Origin of the sequence: Octadecabacter antarcticus 307 (genome assembly GCF_000155675.2) — a bacterium.
Lineage (GTDB): Bacteria > Pseudomonadota > Alphaproteobacteria > Rhodobacterales > Rhodobacteraceae > Octadecabacter > Octadecabacter antarcticus.
The window spans coordinates 567,602-586,584 of sequence record NC_020911.1 but is presented as its reverse complement, the minus strand read 5'-3'; the positions used below and the strand labels follow the sequence as shown (position 1 = coordinate 586,584).

The following is an 18,983-nucleotide window of genomic DNA, read 5'->3' as shown; positions in this document are numbered from 1 at the left end:
GCCAAACAGCGCGCCCTTCATATTCATCTAACAAACCTTCGCAAAACCACCCCCTTAGGTGTGGATCCGCAAATCGGTCTCAGCGTCAAACAGATAGACGCGCTTGTTCTCAAAGCTCAGCCCGACCATCTCACCCTCGGACACCCGCTCATCACCACGTTCTTCGATGACGATCCGCTCGCCGGTTTCAGCGACAAGGTAGGCGTAGCTCACGCCGCCCAGACTTTCGGTCAGATCAACCCGCAATGCATCGCCCGCCGGATCAATCACAAGGTGTTCGGGCCGCAGACCAACACTGACGGATTTACCTTTGTAGGCTGGCGCAATCTTTACTGGCACAGTCATCTTTAACGCGGCAACTTCAACCGTGTTGTCACCGACCACGCCTGCCATGAAATTCATCGCGGGGCTGCCAATGAAACCCGCGACAAATTTGTTGTCGGGGTCGCGGTACAATTCCATCGGCGCACCGACCTGTTCAATAATGCCCATGCGCAACACGACAATCTTGTCGGCCAGTGTCATCGCTTCGACCTGATCGTGGGTCACATAGATCATCGTCGCGCCGATTTCTTTATGCAGACGTGCGATTTCCACCCGCATTTCCACCCGCAATTCCGCGTCGAGGTTGGACAGCGGTTCATCGAACAAGAACACTTCAGGCCCACGCACAATCGCACGGCCAATCGACACACGCTGACGCTGGCCACCAGACAGGGCCGCAGGTTTGCGATCAAGGTAGTCTTCCAGCTTAAGGATCCGTGTCGCCTCCGCGACTTTCTCTTCAATCTCTTTCTTGGGGTGGCGGTTCATTTTCAACCCGAACCCCATGTTTTCCTTAACGGTCATATGCGGGTAAAGTGCGTAGGTCTGGAACACCATCGCCACGCCGCGCTCGCTCGGATCCATGCGGGTCACATCGCGCTCCCCGATGCTCATCGTGCCGCCAGTGGTTTCTTCTAGTCCCGCAACCATGCGCAACAGCGTGGACTTGCCACAGCCTGACGGGCCCACGAACACACAAAACTCGCCATGCTCAATCTCAAGGTTGATCCCATGGATCACCTGAACCTCGCCGTATTTCTTGATCACGTTATTCAGCTTTACACCGGACATGATGTTGGTCCCTTCCTAGGATGATCTTGCTGTGATCGGAAAGTGCCATGAACTGGCGTCTTTCGCGATGGCCTCAGCCGTCGTGCGGATGCGTTGAACGAGGCTTTCCAGCCCCACAAGGTTGGTGCGGTTCGTGGTACTGGTCACCGAAATGGCCCCCAGCACACGGTTCGTTTCAGTCCGGATCGGCAGCGCGATGCAAATGATCCCCGGCTCGTGTTCTTCGCGGTCAAACCCGTAGCCATTGGCGCGGATGTCGGACAGTTCGGCGCGCAGGCTTTTTGCACTGGTGTGGGTCGTCGGGGTGAAGCGATGGAAACTTTGCTGGCCCAGCGCGTCAACCAAATCCGCCTCGGTCAGATACGCCATCATCACCTTACCCACGCCCGTGCAATAGGCCGGCCCGACCTTACCCGATTGGCTATACATCTGCACCGGATCGGCGGCGTTGCGTTTGTCGACATAGATCACCTGTGCATGATCCAACTGCGCAAGGTGCACCGTTTCGCCAACATCCGCACTAAGGCGATCCAAATGGCTGGATGCAATTGGTGCCAGCGACGCGGTCAGCCACGCGGCATGGGCCAAGCGCACCAAACGCACCCCCGGCGCATATGTTCCACGGTCAGGATCGAACGCCAGCATGCCCTGATTGGCCAACGTCTGAACGAATCGGTACAGCGTCGCCTTGGGGAATCGCGACGCGCCAAGCAGTTCGGAAAATCGGACAGGGCGACCATAGGACGCCACTTGATCCAACACTTCCAACGCCTTACCAACGGTTCCGTCCCCTGATGCAGCCACGATGTCCTCCCTGTTTCCTGAAGTCCTCCAACCTCAGTATTGACAAGCATGGGCGATTCGAGATTAAATTTCAATATTCAAAACCTAGTTTCAAATAATGGAACTGGTTTGTTTGGAATCTAAGGGAGGAAACCATGAATTCCATTTATAAGGCGTCCGTAGCGGCGCTTGCTTTGTGTGCCATGACGGCACCGGCATCTGCAGAACTGACAGGCGATCTTCGGATCGTGTCCGACATGTCCAACCCTGCACCACGTGCGGTGATGGAAGGCCTAGCCGCTGATTTTGGCGCATTGCACCCAGACCTAAACATTGAGCTTGAGATCGTCGATCGCGAAGCTTGGAAAACACAGATCCGCAACTCATTGACGGCAAATGCGCCCGACGTTGTGAACTGGTATGCGGCAACACGCATGTCACCCTTCGTAGACGCTGGCCTGTTCATGGACCTCTCGGATTTGTGGGAAGAGCCTGCAATGGCTGATCTGGCATCCACCAAGGGCGCACTGACGCTGGATGGTGCCCAGTGGGGCGTGCCGTATACCTACTACCAGTGGGGCGTCTATTACCGCAAAGACATCTTCGAAGAACTCGGTCTGGAAGAGCCTGTAACTTGGGAACAGGAACTGGCAAACTGTCAAGTGATCCTCGATTCCGGGCGCAAGTGTTACACCATCGGGTCCAAGTTCCTTTGGACAGCTGGCGGTTGGTTTGACTACATGAACTCGCGTACCAACGGGTATGAATTCCATATCCAACTGGCCAACGGCGAAGTTGAATGGACAGACGACCGTGTGCGCGCAACCTTCGCCAACTGGCGTCAGTTGATCGACATGGGTGCGTTTATCGACGATCACCAAGCCTACAGCTGGCAAGAAGCCCTGCCGTTCATGGTTGACGGCGAAGCAACAGCCTACCTGATGGGTAACTTCGCGGTTGCGGCGATGCGCGACGGTGGTCTGACGGACGATCAGCTGGACTTCTATCAGTTCCCGCAGATCAACCCTGACGTGGCACCAGCAGAAGACGCACCGACAGACACGTTCCACATCCCGTCGGCGGCCCAGAACGTCGAAGCAGCCAAAGCGTTCCTGCTTTTTGTCACGTCACCTGACGTCCAGACCGCGATCAACAGCGGCGATGCACTTGGTCAGCTTCCGGTGAACGCAGCCGCGTCTGTGTCTGATGACAAGTTCATTCAGGAAGGCTTTGAGATGCTGTCCAACAATGCATCCGGCGGCATCATGCAGTTCTTCGACCGCGATTTCCCTGCGGAAATGGCATCCATCGGCATGGAAGGCTTGCAGGAATTCATGGTGTTCCCAGACAACCTTGATGACATTCTGGAACGTCTGGAAGACGCACGCGTTCGCATCTACCAGTAATCACTTAAATCTAGGGGCAGGCCTTCGGGTCTGCCCCTTTTCCATCAACCCATCCGCAAACGGCCAATTCTTATTTAGGAACCTGCGCCCTTTTCGCATGTGTTGACCCGACAGGAGACGATCATGGCCACTGCCTCCGCCAATAATAGAAGCTGGTACAAGCGCAATGAAATCGCGTTGACCCCATGGGTGTTCCTGATCCCCGGCATCTTCATGTTCTCGCTCTATGTGATTTATCCAATTCTCCAGTCGTTCTGGATTTCGTTCCACGAATGGGACGGCCTAGGTGAAAAGACATGGATTGGTCTGGCCAACTACGAACGTCTGCTGGGCGGCGACCGCAAATTTGAGATATCGTTCTGGAACAACCTGCGCTGGTTGGTTTTGTATCTGCTGGCGATCCCGATGGGTCTGTTTATCTCATTGTTCCTGAACCAGAAGGTGTTCGGAATCCGGTTTTACAAGTCGCTGTTCTTCTTCCCTTTCGTGATTTCACAGGTCGTCGTTGGCCTCGTGTTTTCGTGGTTCTATCTGCCAAATGACGGGCTGTTTGACGTTCTGGTCGGCAAGGTTGGCATCGATATCTCGGGCGGTATCCTTGGTAATCCAAACACCGCGACTTACGGCATTATCGCTGCGGGCCTGTGGCCGCAAACTGCGTATTGCATGATCTTGTACCTCACGGGTCTGAACGCTGTTGACCCGGAACAAGTCGAAGCTGCGCGTCTGGATGGTGCCAAGGGTGCGCGTATGTTGTGGTATGTTATCCTGCCGCAACTGAAACCCGCGACATTCATTGCATTTGTTGTAACAATCATCGGCGCGCTGCGGTCATTCGACTTCATCGCGGTAATGACCAACGGCGGGCCGTTCGGGTCCACCCGTGTTCTTAGCTTTTATATGTTCGAAGAATCGCTGTCCGAATTTGGCTTCCGGATGGGCTACGGTGCCGCCATCGCGGTGGTGTTGTTCTTTATAATGCTGGGCTTCATCGGCTATTTCTTGTGGTCCATGTACCAAGACGAAAAAGGGGCACACTGATGTTTCCGACACCTATTGAAAAACGCTCCCGCTCCGCGCAAATCGGCTATCAGGCGCTGCTGCCCGTTGTGCTGATCATCTGGCTGCTGCCACTGATCGCTGTCGCAGTATTCTCGATCAAACCGGACGCGGATTTCACCAACGGCAACTATTGGGGTTGGCCGTCTTCGTTCGAGTTGTTCAACAACTACGGCAAGGTATTCTTTGAATCCGATATGCCGCGCTACCTGCTGAACTCCGTCTTCATCACGATCCCCACTGTCATCGGTGCGGTTTTGCTATCGTCCATGACGGGATTTGCGCTGGGTGTGTACCGCTTCAGGGGCAACTTGTTGATCTTCTTTATGTTTATCGCAGGCAATTTCGTTCCGTTCCAAATCCTGATGGTGCCTGTGCGTGACCTGACCCTTTCGATGAACCTGTACGACACGAAAACCGGCCTCGTGCTGTTTCACATCGCGTTCCAAACGGGGTTCTGCACGCTGTTCATGCGCAATTTCATCCGCCAACTGCCGTTTGCATTGATCGAAGCCGCCCGCGTCGAAGGTGTCGCCGAATGGCGCATCTTTGTGTACGTAGTGCTGCCATTGATGAAACCCGCTCTGGCCGCGTTGTCAGTCCTGATCTTCACCTTCATCTGGAATGACTACTTTTGGGCGATCGTGCTGACTCAAGGCCCCGATAGCCAACCTGTCACCGCAGGTATCACCAGCTTTAACAGTCAGTTCCGCGCCGCCTATCACCTTATGTCGGCGGGCAGCATCGTCGCCGCCCTGCCCCCGGTCGCGATGTTCTTCCTGATGCAAAAACACTTCATCGCAGGCCTTACACTCGGGGCCGTGAAGTAATGAAAACGTGGCGATTGGATGATGGCCGCCAGACACTTGTTCTGGCCGCGCGGCAGGATCATCTGCCAGAGGTTGTGTATTGGGGCGCGGTCCTGCCGGATGGCGAAGACCTGTCCGCGCTGCATGCGGCCCATGCCATCGACGTCACCGGTGGCATGCTGGATGAAAACCCCGACCTGTCGCTCTGCCCCGAGGCATCGCGCACCTTTCCCGGTCAGCCTGGCCTGATCGTACGCCGCCAAGACGGCACGCCGCTGCTGCCGAAATTCCATTTCGCATCGGCTGAGGACGGCAAAGACTTATCCCTGAAATACCACGACGCAGACAACGGTTTGACGCTGACGTTTGAATTTGAAACCGATCCACAAACCCACGTCATCCGCGCAAAAACAATCCTTCAGGCCGACGCGCCCGTGCATCTTCATTGGCTCGCCGCACCGGTGATGCCAGCCCCGCAACTGTCAGACGAAATGATTGATTTTTCCGGCCGCTGGTGTCGTGAATTTGAAACCAACCGAACCCCTTGGTCCCCCGGTATTCGCTACCGCGAAAACCGCACAGGACGCACGGGGCATGAACATTTCCCCGGTCTGATCGTGCCGTGCATTGGCGCAACCAACACACATGGCGAAGCCTACGCATTCCACTACGGCTGGTCCGGCGGGCACCGCATGGTCGCCGAAGAACTGCCCGATGGCCGCCGCCAAATACAGTGGGGCCACGCCGCACACATGGAACCAGAGGCCGCCACCCAATTCAGCACCGCACCGCTGTACATGACCTATTCCGACACGGGCCTGAACGGCTGCGCCGTGTCGTTCCAACGCCACGTGCGCGACCGCATTGTCACATGGCCAAAACCCAAAACGCCGCGCCCCGTGCATTATAACTGCTGGGAAGCGGTCTATTTTGATCACAAACTCGACGTTCTGACTGACATCGCCGACCGCGCCGCAGCCCTTGGCGCCGAACGTTTCGTGCTGGATGACGGCTGGTTTGGCAACCGCGACGACGACACCCGCGCGCTGTCTGATTGGGAAGTCGATGTGCGCAAATACCCCGACGGTCTGACCCCGCTTATTGACCACGTACGCGGGCTTGGCATGTCGTTCGGCATCTGGTTTGAACCCGAAATGATCAACCCCGACAGCGACATCCACCGCGCCCATCCCGATTGGGCACTGGGCAGTGAAGATCAGACATTGGGCCGTCAGCAAAAGGCCCTTAATATGGCCCTGCCAGAGGTGCGTAATTTTATCTACACCCGCATGGCCGCGATCCTTGAAAACCACGACATCGACTACATCAAATGGGACCACAACCGCGTGTTGCCGATGCCCGATGCGGCGCAAACGCGCGGGTCATACGACCTCATTGACCGTCTGCGCGACGCATTTCCTGATGTGGAAATCGAAAGCTGTGCGTCGGGCGGTGGGCGCATTGATTTCGGCATCCTGAAACGCACACAACGGGTCTGGCTGTCCGACAGCAATGACGCGCTCGAACGCCTGCACATTCAACACAACGCCGCGCTTTTCCTGCCCCTGTCGATCACTGGATCGCACGTCGGGCCGCGCCGCTGCCACACCTCTGGCCGCACACTCGATATTTCATTTCGCGCATGGGTCGCAGCACAGCGCCACATGGGGTTCGAAATGGACCCGCGTGAACTCGACGCCCACGAAATCGCGGTGCTGACAGAAGTCACCAGCTGGTGGAAACACAATCGCACTTGGATGGAAAACGCCGATATCTTACGCCTCGACAGCCCAGATCCGGCGATCATCGCAGAACAGCAAATGCCGCAAGACGGCGACCGCTTCGTGGTTTTCGCAGGCAAGGCCGCAACATCGACGCAAATCGTCCCACGTCCGCTGCGCCTAACAGGTCTGGACCCGCAAGCCATGTACACCCTGTCCCTGATCAACCGCGCATCGGCCCCGACCCTGTCGCGCGGCACACCTGCCCTGAAAAAAGGCCCCGCCACGCTGTCAGGCGCCTACCTCATGCACCACGGTTTGACCTTGCCTTGGTCGTTCCCGGAAACCATGTGGGTTGTTGAAGGGACACGCTTATGAAACCAACTTGGATCGCCGTCGACTGGGGAACCTCCAACGCACGCTTTTGGGCGATTGGCGCGGACGGGTCGGTCTTGGGCGAACGCACGTCAGACAAAGGCATGGGCCAATTGGCCCCGTCTGAATTTGAGACCGTGTTGCGCGACCTCGCAGGCAATTGGCTGTCCAGCGCATCACGCGTTGTGGCCTGCGGCATGGTCGGATCGCGCCAAGGCTGGGTCGAAGCGCCCTATCAAACAACGCCCTGCGCGGTGTGCCCGTCAACGATGGTCATCGCCCCAACCACCGGTTCTGGGCTGACAGTTCACATCATCCCCGGCATTCGCCAAACCGATCCGGCAGACGTGATGCGCGGCGAAGAAACCCAGATCGCAGGATTTCTGGCGCAAAACCCCGGTTGGGACGGCGTCGTCTGTCTGCCTGGAACCCACACCAAATGGGTCCATATTTCGGCAAACGAAGTCATCAGTTTCCAGACCTTTATGACCGGCGAAATCTTTGCTTTGCTGGCGGGCCAATCTGTGCTGCGCCATTCCATCGCGGGCAGCGGTTGGGACGGTGACGCCTTTGCCGACGCCATGTCACAAACACTGGCACGCCCCGAATCTCTCGCCGCGCGGCTGTTTTCACTACGCGCCGCGCAATTGGTGCATAAGACTGATACAGTCACATTACGCGCCCGCCTGTCGGGTCTGTTAATCGGCGCAGAACTGGCCGCCGCCAAACCCTATTGGCTCGGCCAAAAGGTTGCCTTGATCGGGGCTGATGCAGTGTCCGCCCCGTATATAACAGGCCTTGCATCACTCGGCGTGGACGCTGCGCGCGTGGATGCCAAGGATATGACCCTCGCTGGTATCAAAGCCGCGCACGCCCTATTGGAGACCGTAGTTTAATGACCCGCAATATCATCGCAATCCTGCGCGGAATCACCCCGTCAGACGCAGTCGCCGCCGCAAAAGCCCTGATTGACGCAGGGATAACCAGCATAGAAGTCCCGCTAAACTCACCCGATCCGTTCGACAGCATCAAAGCGATGTCGGATGCTTACGGCGACACCGCCCTGATCGGCGCAGGCACCGTATTGTCGGTCGCGGACGTGAACCGCGTCGCGCAAGCGGGCGGTAAATTGATCGTGTCCCCCAACGTCGACCCGCGCGTTATCCACGCCACCAAAACTGCGGGTCTGCAAAGCTGGCCAGGCGTGATGACCCCCACCGAATGTTTCATGGCTTTGAAAAATGGCGCTGATGGTCTGAAAATCTTCCCCGGGTCCCTGCTCGGTCCCGATGGGCTCAAAGCGATCCGCGCGGTGCTGCCTTCTGGGACGCAAGTCTACGCAGTTGGTGGTGCTGGTCCCGAAAACTTTGCAGACTGGTTTGCCGCCTCTGCGGATGGCTTCGGCCTCGGCTCCGCACTTTATAAACCAGGCATGACGATCCCGGACATTGCGGCGCGCGCCGCTGACATCACCGCCGCCTATGACACGGCCTATGACGCAACCTATGGCTCTGGGCGCCGCGTATGATCTATGATGCCACCCAATGCGCCCTTGGCGAAGGCCCGCTTTGGCACCCCGAACGCGGGGAATTGTTCTGGTTCGACATCCTGTCAAAACGCCTGCACATCAAAGACCGCCACTGGCAGTTTGAACGCTATGTCTCCGCCGCTGGTTGGCTCGATGACGACCACCTGCTGATGGCCGACAGTATCGGGCTGCACGTCTTGGATTTGGCAACAGGCGCCACCAACCATATCGCACCGATAGAGGCCGAAAATCCCACCACCCGTTCCAATGATGGCCGCGCCGACCCGTGGGGCGGCTTCTGGATCGGAACGATGGGGATCAACGGTGAAGCAAAGGCAGGCGCGATCTATCGCTACTATCGCGGCGACGTCCGCCAATTGTTCACAGACATCACGGTCACCAACGCCATCTGCTTTTCGCCGGATGGGACCTGCGCCTATTTCTGCGACACGCGGGTCGGCAAAATCATGCGCCAAAAGCTCGCTGAAAAAGACGGCTGGCCGATCGGTGATCCCGACGTCTGGCTCGACTTCGGCAACACCTCATGGGGCCCAGACGGCGCAGTGATCGACGCGGCGGGCAATTTCTGGAACGCCCAATGGGGCGCAAACCGCGTGGCCTGCTATGCCCCCGACGGCACGCTGGCCCAAACAATCGCCTTCCCCGCCACGCAAACGTCCTGCCCCGCGTTCGGCGGGCCGAACCTCAAGACCTTGTTCTGTACCTCCGCCGCCGTCGGGCTGATCGGCGAAGACGACGGCAAAACCTTTGCCACCTCTGTCGATGCAACCGGACAGGCCGAACACCAAGTCATTCTCTAATCGCGCCGTCGTCTTGGCAAATACAACTCATAGGACCAACATGAAACGCACCCTCGGCGTCTGTTATTATCCCGAACACTGGCCCGAAGACATCTGGGCTGACGATGCGGCACGCATGGTGCAAGCGGGCCTGTCGTGGGTCCGCATTGGCGAATTTGCGTGGCAGCGTTTGGAACCCCAATCAGGCGTGATGGACTTCGGCTGGCTTGATCGTGCGATTGATGTGCTGGGCAATGCTGGCCTTAAAATCATCCTCGGCACACCAACGGCAACCCCGCCGCGCTGGATGCTCGACAAACACCCCGACATGCTCGCGATTGACGAACAGGGCCGCCCGCGCGGGTTCGGATCGCGGCGGCATTATTGCTTTTCACACCAAGGCTTTCGCGCAGAATCCAAACGCATCACGCGTCTTCTTGCACAACGCTACGGATCAAAAGAACACATCCAAGCGTGGCAAACAGATAATGAATATGCCTGTCACGACACAACGCGCAGCTATTCCTACGCCGCCACAGAAGGTTTCCAGCACTGGCTGGCGCAGAAATACCAATCCCCCGCAGCACTCAACCGCGCATGGGGCAATGTGTTCTGGTCAATGGACTATGACGACTTCGTGGACATCGGCCTGCCCAACCTGACAGTCACAGAACCAAACCACCCGCATGTGCTGGATTTTTACCGCTACTCATCCGACATGGTCGTGCAATTTAACCGCGAACAAGTCGTCGAAATCCGCGCCCACTCAGCCGCGCCAATCATCCACAACTACATGGGCCGCGAAACCTCGTTTGACCATTTCAAGGTCGGCGCCGACCTCGATATCGCGTCATGGGACAGCTATCCAATCGGTTTTCTGTCTGACCGCATCGAAGGATCGCCGGAACACAAACGCCGCTTTTTGCGCCAAGGCGATCCAGACAATCAAGCATTCCACCACGACCTGTATCGCGCTGTTGGTCGTGCCGGAGGCGCGCAATCAGATGCCGGTGGCAGATGGTGGGTCATGGAACAACAACCCGGCCCGGTAAACTGGGCCCCCTACAACCCCGCCCCCCTACCAGGAATGGCGCGGCTTTGGGCCTGGGAGGCCTTCGCCCACGGCGCTGAAACAGTCTGCTACTTCCGCTGGCGACAGGCCCCGTTCGCACAAGAACAAATGCACGCAGGCCTGTTGCGCACCGACAGCGCAGACGCGCCAGCATTGGCCGAAGCCTTGCAAGTTAGCCAAGAAATCAACGCCTTACCGGAAGTCGGCACAGCCCGCGCCGATGTCGCATTGGTCTTCGATTACGAATCCGCTTGGGCATGGGAGGCCCAGCCGCAAGGCGCTGACTTCGATCAGTTCCGCCTCGCGTTTTCGGCGTACCGTGCGTGTCGGCGCGCAGGTCTGAACGTCGATATTGTGCCGCCTGATTGTGGTGATCTGTCGGCCTATAAATTCACCCTCGCCCCCGGAATTATGCACCTCAGCGCGCCCTTGCGCGCAGCGCTTGCAGCGACCACCGCCCTGATCGGCCCGCGTACGGATACCAAGACCGAACACCTGTCGATCCCGACCCCGTTGGGGCCAAATGTCCCCTCCCTGAATGCTTCGGTCGTGCTCACCGAAAGCCTGCCACCGGACGTTGGCGTGCCGCTGGAAAATGGCGGGAAATTCGTGCACTGGCGTGAAGTCCTCGAAGGCGAAGCACCCGTTCAACTGCGCACAAACGACGGTCATGCGGCAATTATCGGCGACAAATTGCGCTACCTCGCTGGCTGGCCAGACGATGCCACGTGGGACATGATCCTGCGCGACCTTTGCGCAGACGTCGGGCTGACACACCACGCCCTGCCAGACGGATTGCGCCTGCGCGATACCGAAACACACCGCTTCGTGTTCAACTACGCACCAGAACCAATACACTGGAATGGAACAGAAATCCCCGCCGCAGGGGTTCATTGGCAAACCCTGTGACACCTTTTGGCACCACATCGAATGGTCGGGGCGTCGACGCGCTGACCCTATCTGCGCATGGCCTTACTGCGACCGTACTGACCCTTGGCGCCATTCTGCAAGACCTGCGATTGGACGGTATCCCCTATAGCCTGACGGTCGGATCAAACCATCTGTCCGTCTACGAAGGGGCAATGAAATACTGCGGCAGCATCGTCGGCCCTGTCGCGAACCGCATCTCAAACGCGACCGCGACAATCGACCAAACGACCCACCATTTCGATGCCAATTTCATCGGCAAACATACGCTCCACGGTGGAACGAACGGAACGCAGGCCCGCATTTGGCAAATCGCGCATCATGAACCGGATCGCCTTGATCTGACGCTCGATCTTGCGCATGGCGATGGCGGGTTCCCCGGCAATCGTTGTGTCACGGCACAGTTTGACATCACCGCTGGCCCGATCTTACGCCTCAGCATCACAACCAAAACCGACGCGCCCAGCATCGCCAATCTGACAAACCACAGCTATTGGAATCTCGACGGAACCGACCACATGCGCGACCATTGTTTACAAATCAATGCCGCCACGTACCTGCCGACTGACCACGACAGCGTGGCGACGGGCGTGATCGCGCCTGTCCTTAAAACGCCCCATGATTTCACCGCTCAAACATCGCTCACGCTCGGCCTTACGCCCCTCGACCATACGTTTTGTCTATCCGATCAGCGCCGCGCGCTCACGGACGTGTTGCAGCTAAAAGGTGCGTCCGGCATCACAATGTCCGTCGCCACGACTGAGGCTGGCATTCACATTTTCGACAACCGCCCGACCTACGCCAGCATCGCGATTGAAGCGCAGGGTTGGCCCGATGCGCCCAACAAGCGCGGCTTTCCAAGCATCGCCATCACACCCGATGCGCCGACCACTCAAATCACACAGTGGCGGTTTTCACGCTAGGGTTTGCCGTAACCGTTCCAGCACCTCGGCCACATCTGCTTAGTGTTCGGGGTTCTCTGACGGCAGCTTTTGCGTCACCACAGTCCGGTCCAGCCTGCGCGCAACAATATCGGTAAACGGACCGCCCAGATCGATCCAGAATTCCCATTGCTTTGCTGATACGACACGCTCCAGAACCAAGTTGGCGGACTTGAACAAGGGATGATGCCAAGAACAACCGGCAAAGCACCAGTTTAGGTTTGACACCAACCCCGCCTATGACTATCCCGCCCGCTGTGCATGGCGTTATAGCTCAGTTGGTTAGAGCGAACGACTCATAATCGTTAGGTCCCTGGTTCAAATCCAGGTAACGCCACCACACACTTTCCAAAAACAAAGTGACTGCCCCCTCAGAAATAATCCTGAGCGGCAGTCGTTTCGCAAAGCCGATAACGGCTATGGGCGCAACTTCGCCACGCAATGCGACAACACGGCCATTTTTTTGCCCCCAACAGCTCTTTGACATCGCACGGAAGTGGCATAGGTTAGCTCGACTGGGGGGCGTTATGGCACTATTGCAACAATTTACCGCGATTGTAGGCAAAGAATACGCGCTGACGGGCAACGATACCGCACGCTGGTCCACTGACTGGACAGGCAAGTATTGCGCACAGCCCGGCGTGGTACTGCGCCCCGCATCCACCCTTCAGGTGTCACAAATCATGATGCTGGCCAACGCACAGCGCCAGTCCATCACCCCGGTGTCGGGCCACACGGGGTTGGTCGGTGGCACCTATGCGCCCGGTGGTGTGATGGTCTCACTGGACCGGATGAACACCATCCACGACATCAATGCCGCAACGCGCACGGCTGTCGTGGATGCGGGTGTCGTCCTATCATCCCTCCACGACGCAGCAGACAACGAAGGGCTGATTTTCCCGCTGACGTTCGGCGCGCGCGGATCGGCGATGATTGGCGGGGTAGTGTCCACCAACGCAGGTGGCTCCAACGTACTGCGGTATGGAAACACCCGCGATCTGGTGCTCGGGCTTGAGGCTGTGTTGGCCGATGGTCGGATCGTGAACCTGATGTCGTCTTTGCACAAAGACAATTCCGGCCTGAACCTGCGCCAATTGTTGATCGGCGCCGAAGGCACGCTGGGGATCATCACCAAGGCCACACTGAAACTCGCGCCGAAACCGCGTACCTATGCCACCGCAATGGTGGCTGTGGCGGCGTTGGACGCGGCGCTGACACTGCTGAACCGCGTACAAGACGCGACAGGGGGCGAGGTGGAAGCGTTCGAATACATGCCGCGCCATTACATCGATGTGCACATGGCCCGCGTAGACGGCGCGCGCGAACCCTTTGATGCGCCCCATGAAGTCAATATCCTGATCGAAGTCGCCACAACGACCGACACGGACATCACCGATACCCTGCAAACGATCATGGCTGATATGATGCAAAGCGGCGCAATCCTCGACGCCGTCGTCGCGCAAAACGAAACCCAGCGCCGCGCGATGTGGGACCGCCGCGAAGCAGCAGCCGAACTGACATTCTGGCGCCAGCCGATTATCGATACCGACGTTGCCCTGCCCCTTGATCTTGTGGCGCGCTTTTTGGAAGAAACCAACGCCAAAGTGGCTGAGGCCGACAGCGCGGCAGAACCATTCTACATCGCGCATCTGGGCGACGGCAACGTGCATTACGGCGTCTATCCGTCTAGCGATGATGCCGCACTAAGGGACAAAATCGTTGAAATCATTGAAGATGTCGTTGAAAGCTTGGGCGGCAGTTTTTCGGCTGAACATGGTATTGGCCTATCAAAACTGAACACAATGCGGCGTCGCAAAGACCCTGTCGCCCTTGATATGATGCGCAAGATAAAGGGCGTGCTGGATCCCAACAGCATCCTTAATCCCGGAAAGCTGATCCCGATTATAGGCGATTAGCCTGCATCAACCGCCACAAAGAAATCCGGCCCCGCCTGACCCAACAGCTCTTGTGCCAGCTCCTTGCCCATCGCTCGGCCCTCCGTCACCAGCCCGCGCCGCTCCCCCGTGAACACCTGACTGCCATCGGGCTTCAAAATCTCACCCCGCAGCCACATGTTATCACCGTCTATCATCGCCAAACCTGCAATCGGCGTTTCACATGATCCGTCCAACGCCGCAAGAAACGACCGTTCCGCCGCCATCTGTTGACCCGCTTGCACATCGTGGATCGCGGCCAGCATGTCACGGGCCCGCAGATCATCGATGCGCCGTTCGATGCTAATGGTGCCTTGGGCAATCGCGGGCAACATGTCGGCCAAATCAATCGCCCCCATCGCCGCATCATCCATCCCCATGCGGTTCAATCCCGCCATCGCCAGAAATGTCGCATCCGCCAGACCATCGGCCAGCTTTTTCAACCGCGTCTGCACATTGCCACGAAATTCCACGACTGTCAGGTCAGGCCGTTTCGCCAGTAATTGCGCACGGCGACGCAGGCTAGACGTGCCAACAATTGCCCCCTCGGGCAGATCAGGGATCCCGCTGTATTTCACCGAAACAAAGGCATCGCGCGCATCTTCGCGCGGCAAAAACACGTCCAACACCAATCCGTCCGGCTGCGCAACAGGCATGTCCTTGGTCGAATGAACGGCAATATCAATCTGCCCCGCCAGCATCGCTTCTTCGATCTCTTTGGTGAACAACCCTTTGTTGCCAATCACCTTTAGCGGAATATCCGCATCAATCAGTGACCGATCATCACCCGTGGTTTTAATCACGCAAACCTCGAACGCGGCCTCAGCCAGATCAAACGCCACCATCAAGCGCGCGCGCGTTTCATGCGCCTGCGCAAGCGCAAGCGGCGATCCACGGGTTCCAATTTTCAGCGGCGCGGCGGGTGTGGGCATTTCAAACTTCATCTCAAACAATTAGCCGCGCCGTTGCGCCACTACAACCACTTGACTTGCCCCGCCCCAAAAGGGAGACCAAACCAACGTCATGGAGGCCACGATGAGCACGCAAAAAACAATTCTACGCGCCCTAGCCGGGGAGGTCTTGGCGACACCGCCGATCTGGATGATGCGTCAGGCTGGGCGCTATTTGCCCGAATATAAAGCCACGCGCGCACAGGCCGGTGATTTTCTGTCGCTGTGTTACAACCCCGAATTGGCCGCCGAAGTCACGCTGCAACCGATACGGCGCTACGGGTTTGACGCATCCATCCTGTTCGCGGACATCTTGTTGCTGCCCCAAGCGCTCGGTGCGAATTTGTGGTTCGTCACAGGCGAAGGCCCGCGATTGTCGACCGTAACAACCGCCGACGAACTCAAAGCATTGAAACCCGTCAGCGCAATCCACGACACATTATCCCCGATCTACGAAACCGTCAAAATCCTGACACGCGAATTGCCCGACGACGTCACGCTCATCGGATTTGCAGGCGCCCCGTGGACCGTCGCGACCTACATGATCGCAGGGCAAGGCACACCAGATCAGGGCCCCGCCCACGCGCTGAAAGATACTGACAAAGCCGTGTTCGAAGGTCTGCTCGATTTGATCACCGACGGCACCATCGAATACCTGTCCGCCCAGATCGACGCAGGGGCCGAAGTCGTCAAATTGTTCGACAGCTGGGCGGGATCGCTTATGGGCGACAATTTCATCAACTATGCGATCAAACCCATGGCCCGCATTGTCGCCGCTCTGAAACAACGCCACCCCGACACGCCGATCATCGCCTTCCCGCGCGGCGCAGATGAACGCTACATCGGGCTGCACGACGCCATTGGTGCGGATTGTATCGCGCTGGACGACGGGGTCACGGCGCACTGGGCCGCGGCCAACGTGCAAACGGACGGCTGCGTTCAGGGCAATCTGAAATCATCGCATATGGTCACTGGTGGCGACGCGCTTGTGACTGAAACGCGGGCCATCGTGGATGCCCTCAAAGGTGGGCCGCATATCTTCAACCTCGGCCACGGCATTACGCCGGACGCGAACCCTGAAAACGTGCAACTGATGATCGACACGGTGCGTGAAATACGGTGATGGGAAATGCGGTGACCTGAAAGGTTAACAAGGCCCGCCAAAAAGTGCGTTAACCCTGCAAAACGCAACATCGGAGTTATACGTCCGGTGTACAGCCTGTGTACAGGCTGTGACACGCGGTTTTGCCAGTAAACAAAGGCGTTAACCTCTCATCTGCGGGCCTCGTGCAAATCCTGCGCTGCAGCCGTTAACGATTACACCCACTTCGCCATCGGCGGCAGGCTCATCAGCACCGCATTCGCGTCGTGCCCCGTCTCAAGCCCGAACTTTGTGCCGCGGTCATAGACCAGATTATATTCCGCATAAAGCCCGCGATGCACCAGCTGCGCGTCCTTGTCCGCGTCGCTCCATTCCGTATCACGGCGTGCGTCCACAAGTGGTTGATACGCTGGTAAAAACGCCCGCCCCAAGTCTTGCGTAAGCGCGAAATCTGCGGGCCAATCACCCGTGCTGTAATCATCCATAAACACACCACCAACCCCGCGCGCGCGGTTGCGATGGGGGATGTAAAAATACTCGTCCGCCCAGGCCTTTAGCTTGGGGTAATGCGCTGTTCCATGGGGGTCCAGCCAGGTCTTTTGGGTGGCATGAAAATGCGCAGTATCATCGCTGTATTCGATGCAAGGGTTAAGGTCGGACCCACCGCCAAACCACCACGCATGCGGCGTCCAGAACATCCGTGTATTCATATGAACCGCAGGCACATGCGGGTTCTGCATATGCGCCACAAGGCTAATACCAGACGCCCAAAAGCGTGGGTCATCGGCCATGCCGTCCAGCCCCTTACGCGCCATCATCGCCGCCTGTGCGCGCGCGCCCAATGTGCCATGCACCGTTGATATGTTGACGCCGACTTTTTCAAACACACGCCCCCCGCGCATCACCGACATCAAACCACCACCTGCGTCGATCCCGGCGTCGCCTGTGCGGGTGGTTTGTGTCACCTCAAACCGGCCCGCAGGCAGGTATGAAAACGGTCCTGATGATTGTGTATCTTCAAGTTTTTCAAAGGCCTGAACGATCTCGTCGCGCAATGTACGAAACCACGCGGCCGCCGCCGACTTCTCTTGTTTCATGTCGCCCAAGCTCATGTTGCGACCCCTTGTTATTGCTTATCAAGAAGACCTAACATTGATTGTCCAAGCAGGCCAACCGCCCGCCAAACACCCGCGACCATATGGCTGCCAAAGGAAAATAATATGACCCGCTCGACCCTTCTTCTTCTTCCACTTCTGGCGCTCGCCGCCTGTTCAACCCCACGCGAACAATGCATCAGCGCATCCAACCGCCCCGTCGCCCAACTTGACCGCTTAATATCTGTCGCGCGCGGCAACATCAGTCGTGGATACGCTTTGGCTGAGGTGCAGGACGTTCGTGTGTTGCACACATCGTGCGAAGGCACGAACGAGGACGGATCTACTTTCCGTTTCCCTTGCGAAGAAACTGAAACGACGACCCGCCAAGAACCTGTGGCAATCAACGTCGCTGAAGAACGCATAAAACTCGCACAACTCGAAAATCGCCGCGAACAATCTGCCCGCGCAGCGCAAGCCCGCATCCAGCAGTGCATTGCCGTTCATCCAGAATGATTGGTGGACCGTTTTAGTGGCCTGTTTTAATGGGCGGGCGCCGAAGCAGGATCAATCAGCGTGCGCCCCCCGTCCACGGTGATAATCTGGCCCGTCACAAAGCTTGAAGCGTCCGACGCGAGGTATTGCACCGCGTCGGACACTTCCCCCGGCCCCGCAATACGACCAAGGGGCGTGTTATCAATAATGTCGCTGCGGTATTCATTGTGTTCACGCAATTCACGTTTCAGGCTGGCGGACATGACTGACCCGAAGGCAACAGCGTTCACACGGATGCGATGTGGTGCCAATGCGACAGCCATCGAGCGTGTCATCTGATCCAGCGCCGCAGTCGCGATGGAATAGCCCAACAGATCAGGATTGGCGCGCCGCGCGGCGATAGAACTGAGGTTGATAATCGATCCTACAAACCCGCCTTCTTGACCCTCAGCTTGCTTGATCATCCGCTTTGAAATCGCCTGGGTCAGGCGCAACGACGTCATAAGGTTTTGTTGTAGCAGCGTTTCTACCTGATCTTCTTTCGGGTTCAGCGGGTCGGACGTGATCAATTGGCGTGATGCGTTGACCAAAATATCGACCCGCTCAAAACTGTCAATTGTCATCGATAGCAGATTGTTGATCGACAATTTTTGCCGCAGATCACATGCAAAGGTGCGGTAACGTTCGGGTTCAACTTTGGACGATCCGAGCTCTTCGACCAGTCGTTCTTCGTCCATATCCGCAAAGACGACGTTGGCGCCTTCGGCAAGGAAATGCCGCCCGATCGCAAGGCCGACGCCATTAGCTGCACCTGTAACGATGGCAGTCTTACCAGTGATAGAAAAAGACATGGTAGCTCCTGAGAATCGAA

At 57.5% G+C, this 18,983-nt stretch carries 18 protein-coding genes and 1 tRNA gene; 13 read left to right on the top strand and 6 right to left on the bottom strand.

The features are described 5' to 3' along the window. Nucleotides 1-54 precede the first annotated feature (54 nt). The gene (locus OAN307_RS03105; RefSeq protein WP_015498392.1) at nt 55-1,116 is read right to left on the bottom strand and encodes an ABC transporter ATP-binding protein; all 1,062 of its coding nucleotides are present in this window, start codon (nt 1,114-1,116) and stop codon (nt 55-57) included. Between the two features lie 15 nt (nt 1,117-1,131). Beyond that, nucleotides 1,132-1,920 (bottom strand): IclR family transcriptional regulator, encoded by a 789-nt coding sequence (locus OAN307_RS03100; RefSeq protein ID WP_015498391.1) that lies wholly within the window; start codon nt 1,918-1,920, stop codon nt 1,132-1,134. A 134-nt stretch (nt 1,921-2,054) separates the two neighbouring features. On the opposite strand from OAN307_RS03100, the gene OAN307_RS03095 reads away from it, so the two are divergent. The 9 genes from OAN307_RS03095 (at nt 2,055) to OAN307_RS03055 (ending at nt 12,519) form a co-directional block, all read left to right on the top strand. Beyond that, nucleotides 2,055-3,305 (top strand): ABC transporter substrate-binding protein, encoded by a 1,251-nt coding sequence (locus tag OAN307_RS03095; RefSeq protein WP_015498390.1) that lies wholly within the window; start codon nt 2,055-2,057, stop codon nt 3,303-3,305. A 123-nt stretch (nt 3,306-3,428) separates the two neighbouring features. After that, nucleotides 3,429-4,346, top strand: coding sequence for a carbohydrate ABC transporter permease (locus OAN307_RS03090; protein WP_015498389.1), 918 nt, complete (start codon nt 3,429-3,431; stop codon nt 4,344-4,346). Beyond that, entirely contained in the window at nt 4,346-5,194 is an 849-nt protein-coding gene (locus tag OAN307_RS03085) for a carbohydrate ABC transporter permease (protein ID WP_015498388.1), read from the top strand. The genes OAN307_RS03090 and OAN307_RS03085 overlap by 1 nt, the downstream gene beginning before the upstream one ends. Further along, nucleotides 5,194-7,272, top strand: a complete 2,079-nt coding sequence (locus tag OAN307_RS03080; protein WP_044043120.1) for an alpha-galactosidase — start codon at nt 5,194-5,196, stop codon at nt 7,270-7,272. Before OAN307_RS03085 ends, OAN307_RS03080 begins: the two co-directional genes overlap by 1 nt. Next, nucleotides 7,269-8,165, top strand: a complete 897-nt coding sequence (locus tag OAN307_RS03075) for a 2-dehydro-3-deoxygalactonokinase (RefSeq protein ID WP_015498386.1) — start codon at nt 7,269-7,271, stop codon at nt 8,163-8,165. Before OAN307_RS03080 ends, OAN307_RS03075 begins: the two co-directional genes overlap by 4 nt. Continuing rightward, nucleotides 8,165-8,797: a 2-dehydro-3-deoxy-6-phosphogalactonate aldolase gene (locus tag OAN307_RS03070; protein WP_015498385.1), complete on the top strand. Its 633-nt coding sequence runs from the start codon at nt 8,165-8,167 to the stop codon at nt 8,795-8,797. Before OAN307_RS03075 ends, OAN307_RS03070 begins: the two co-directional genes overlap by 1 nt. Further along, the gene (locus OAN307_RS03065; RefSeq protein ID WP_015498384.1) at nt 8,794-9,618 is read left to right on the top strand and encodes an SMP-30/gluconolactonase/LRE family protein; all 825 of its coding nucleotides are present in this window, start codon (nt 8,794-8,796) and stop codon (nt 9,616-9,618) included. Before OAN307_RS03070 ends, OAN307_RS03065 begins: the two co-directional genes overlap by 4 nt. 40 nt (nt 9,619-9,658) lie before the next feature. Then, nucleotides 9,659-11,578, top strand: a complete 1,920-nt coding sequence (locus OAN307_RS03060) for a beta-galactosidase (protein WP_015498383.1) — start codon at nt 9,659-9,661, stop codon at nt 11,576-11,578. Further along, nucleotides 11,575-12,519, top strand: a complete 945-nt coding sequence (locus OAN307_RS03055; protein WP_015498382.1) for an aldose epimerase family protein — start codon at nt 11,575-11,577, stop codon at nt 12,517-12,519. Before OAN307_RS03060 ends, OAN307_RS03055 begins: the two co-directional genes overlap by 4 nt. Nucleotides 12,520-12,558: 39 nt before the next feature. On the opposite strand, the gene OAN307_RS27655 is transcribed toward OAN307_RS03055, so the two are convergent. Beyond that, a complete protein-coding gene (locus OAN307_RS27655) occupies nt 12,559-12,765 on the bottom strand; it encodes a hypothetical protein (protein ID WP_015498381.1) in 207 nt (68 codons plus the stop codon). Between the two features lie 35 nt (nt 12,766-12,800). Here OAN307_RS27655 and OAN307_RS03050 point away from each other — a divergent pair. After that, nucleotides 12,801-12,877 (top strand) — tRNA-Met (locus OAN307_RS03050). A gap of 187 nt (nt 12,878-13,064) precedes the next feature. Next, nucleotides 13,065-14,453 (top strand): FAD-binding oxidoreductase, encoded by a 1,389-nt coding sequence (locus tag OAN307_RS03045; RefSeq protein ID WP_015498380.1) that lies wholly within the window; start codon nt 13,065-13,067, stop codon nt 14,451-14,453. Here OAN307_RS03045 and hemC read toward each other — a convergent pair. Continuing rightward, nucleotides 14,450-15,415, bottom strand: coding sequence for a hydroxymethylbilane synthase (gene hemC / locus OAN307_RS03040; RefSeq protein ID WP_044043118.1), 966 nt, complete (start codon nt 15,413-15,415; stop codon nt 14,450-14,452). The genes OAN307_RS03045 and hemC overlap by 4 nt on opposite strands. Before the next feature lie 91 nt (nt 15,416-15,506). On the opposite strand from hemC, the gene hemE reads away from it, so the two are divergent. Then, complete coding sequence (gene hemE, locus OAN307_RS03035; protein ID WP_015498378.1) at nt 15,507-16,544, top strand: uroporphyrinogen decarboxylase; 1,038 nt, start codon at nt 15,507-15,509, stop codon at nt 16,542-16,544. Between the two features lie 194 nt (nt 16,545-16,738). On the opposite strand, the gene hemF is transcribed toward hemE, so the two are convergent. Beyond that, complete coding sequence (gene hemF, locus OAN307_RS03030; protein WP_015498377.1) at nt 16,739-17,635, bottom strand: oxygen-dependent coproporphyrinogen oxidase; 897 nt, start codon at nt 17,633-17,635, stop codon at nt 16,739-16,741. 108 nt (nt 17,636-17,743) lie between these two features. Between hemF and OAN307_RS03025 the strand changes: the two genes are divergently transcribed. Continuing rightward, nucleotides 17,744-18,133, top strand: coding sequence for a hypothetical protein (locus OAN307_RS03025; protein ID WP_015498376.1), 390 nt, complete (start codon nt 17,744-17,746; stop codon nt 18,131-18,133). Between the two features lie 26 nt (nt 18,134-18,159). Here the strand turns inward: OAN307_RS03025 and OAN307_RS03020 are convergent, their stop codons facing one another. Beyond that, a complete protein-coding gene (locus OAN307_RS03020) occupies nt 18,160-18,963 on the bottom strand; it encodes an SDR family NAD(P)-dependent oxidoreductase (protein ID WP_015498375.1) in 804 nt (267 codons plus the stop codon). Between the last annotated feature and the right edge of the window lie 20 nt (nt 18,964-18,983).

Bases quoted from the DNA above. Each gene is read 5' to 3' on its own strand.
- OAN307_RS03085 (WP_015498388.1), top strand. From the start codon at position 4,346: ATGTTTCCGACACCTATTGAAAAACGCTCCCGCTCCGCGCAAATCGGC.
- hemE (WP_015498378.1), top strand. From the start codon at position 15,507: ATGAGCACGCAAAAAACAATTCTACGCGCCCTAGCCGGGGAGGTCTTG.
- OAN307_RS03090 (WP_015498389.1), top strand. From the start codon at position 3,429: ATGGCCACTGCCTCCGCCAATAATAGAAGCTGGTACAAGCGCAATGAA.
- hemF (WP_015498377.1), bottom strand. From the start codon at position 17,635: ATGAGCTTGGGCGACATGAAACAAGAGAAGTCGGCGGCGGCCGCGTGG.
- OAN307_RS03020 (WP_015498375.1), bottom strand. From the start codon at position 18,963: ATGTCTTTTTCTATCACTGGTAAGACTGCCATCGTTACAGGTGCAGCT.
- OAN307_RS03075 (WP_015498386.1), top strand. From the start codon at position 7,269: ATGAAACCAACTTGGATCGCCGTCGACTGGGGAACCTCCAACGCACGC.
- OAN307_RS03045 (WP_015498380.1), top strand. From the start codon at position 13,065: ATGGCACTATTGCAACAATTTACCGCGATTGTAGGCAAAGAATACGCG.
- OAN307_RS03070 (WP_015498385.1), top strand. From the start codon at position 8,165: ATGACCCGCAATATCATCGCAATCCTGCGCGGAATCACCCCGTCAGAC.
- OAN307_RS03095 (WP_015498390.1), top strand. From the start codon at position 2,055: ATGAATTCCATTTATAAGGCGTCCGTAGCGGCGCTTGCTTTGTGTGCC.
- OAN307_RS03025 (WP_015498376.1), top strand. From the start codon at position 17,744: ATGACCCGCTCGACCCTTCTTCTTCTTCCACTTCTGGCGCTCGCCGCC.
- OAN307_RS03080 (WP_044043120.1), top strand. From the start codon at position 5,194: ATGAAAACGTGGCGATTGGATGATGGCCGCCAGACACTTGTTCTGGCC.
- OAN307_RS03060 (WP_015498383.1), top strand. From the start codon at position 9,659: ATGAAACGCACCCTCGGCGTCTGTTATTATCCCGAACACTGGCCCGAA.
- OAN307_RS03065 (WP_015498384.1), top strand. From the start codon at position 8,794: ATGATCTATGATGCCACCCAATGCGCCCTTGGCGAAGGCCCGCTTTGG.
- OAN307_RS03105 (WP_015498392.1), bottom strand. From the start codon at position 1,116: ATGTCCGGTGTAAAGCTGAATAACGTGATCAAGAAATACGGCGAGGTT.
- hemC (WP_044043118.1), bottom strand. From the start codon at position 15,415: ATGAAGTTTGAAATGCCCACACCCGCCGCGCCGCTGAAAATTGGAACC.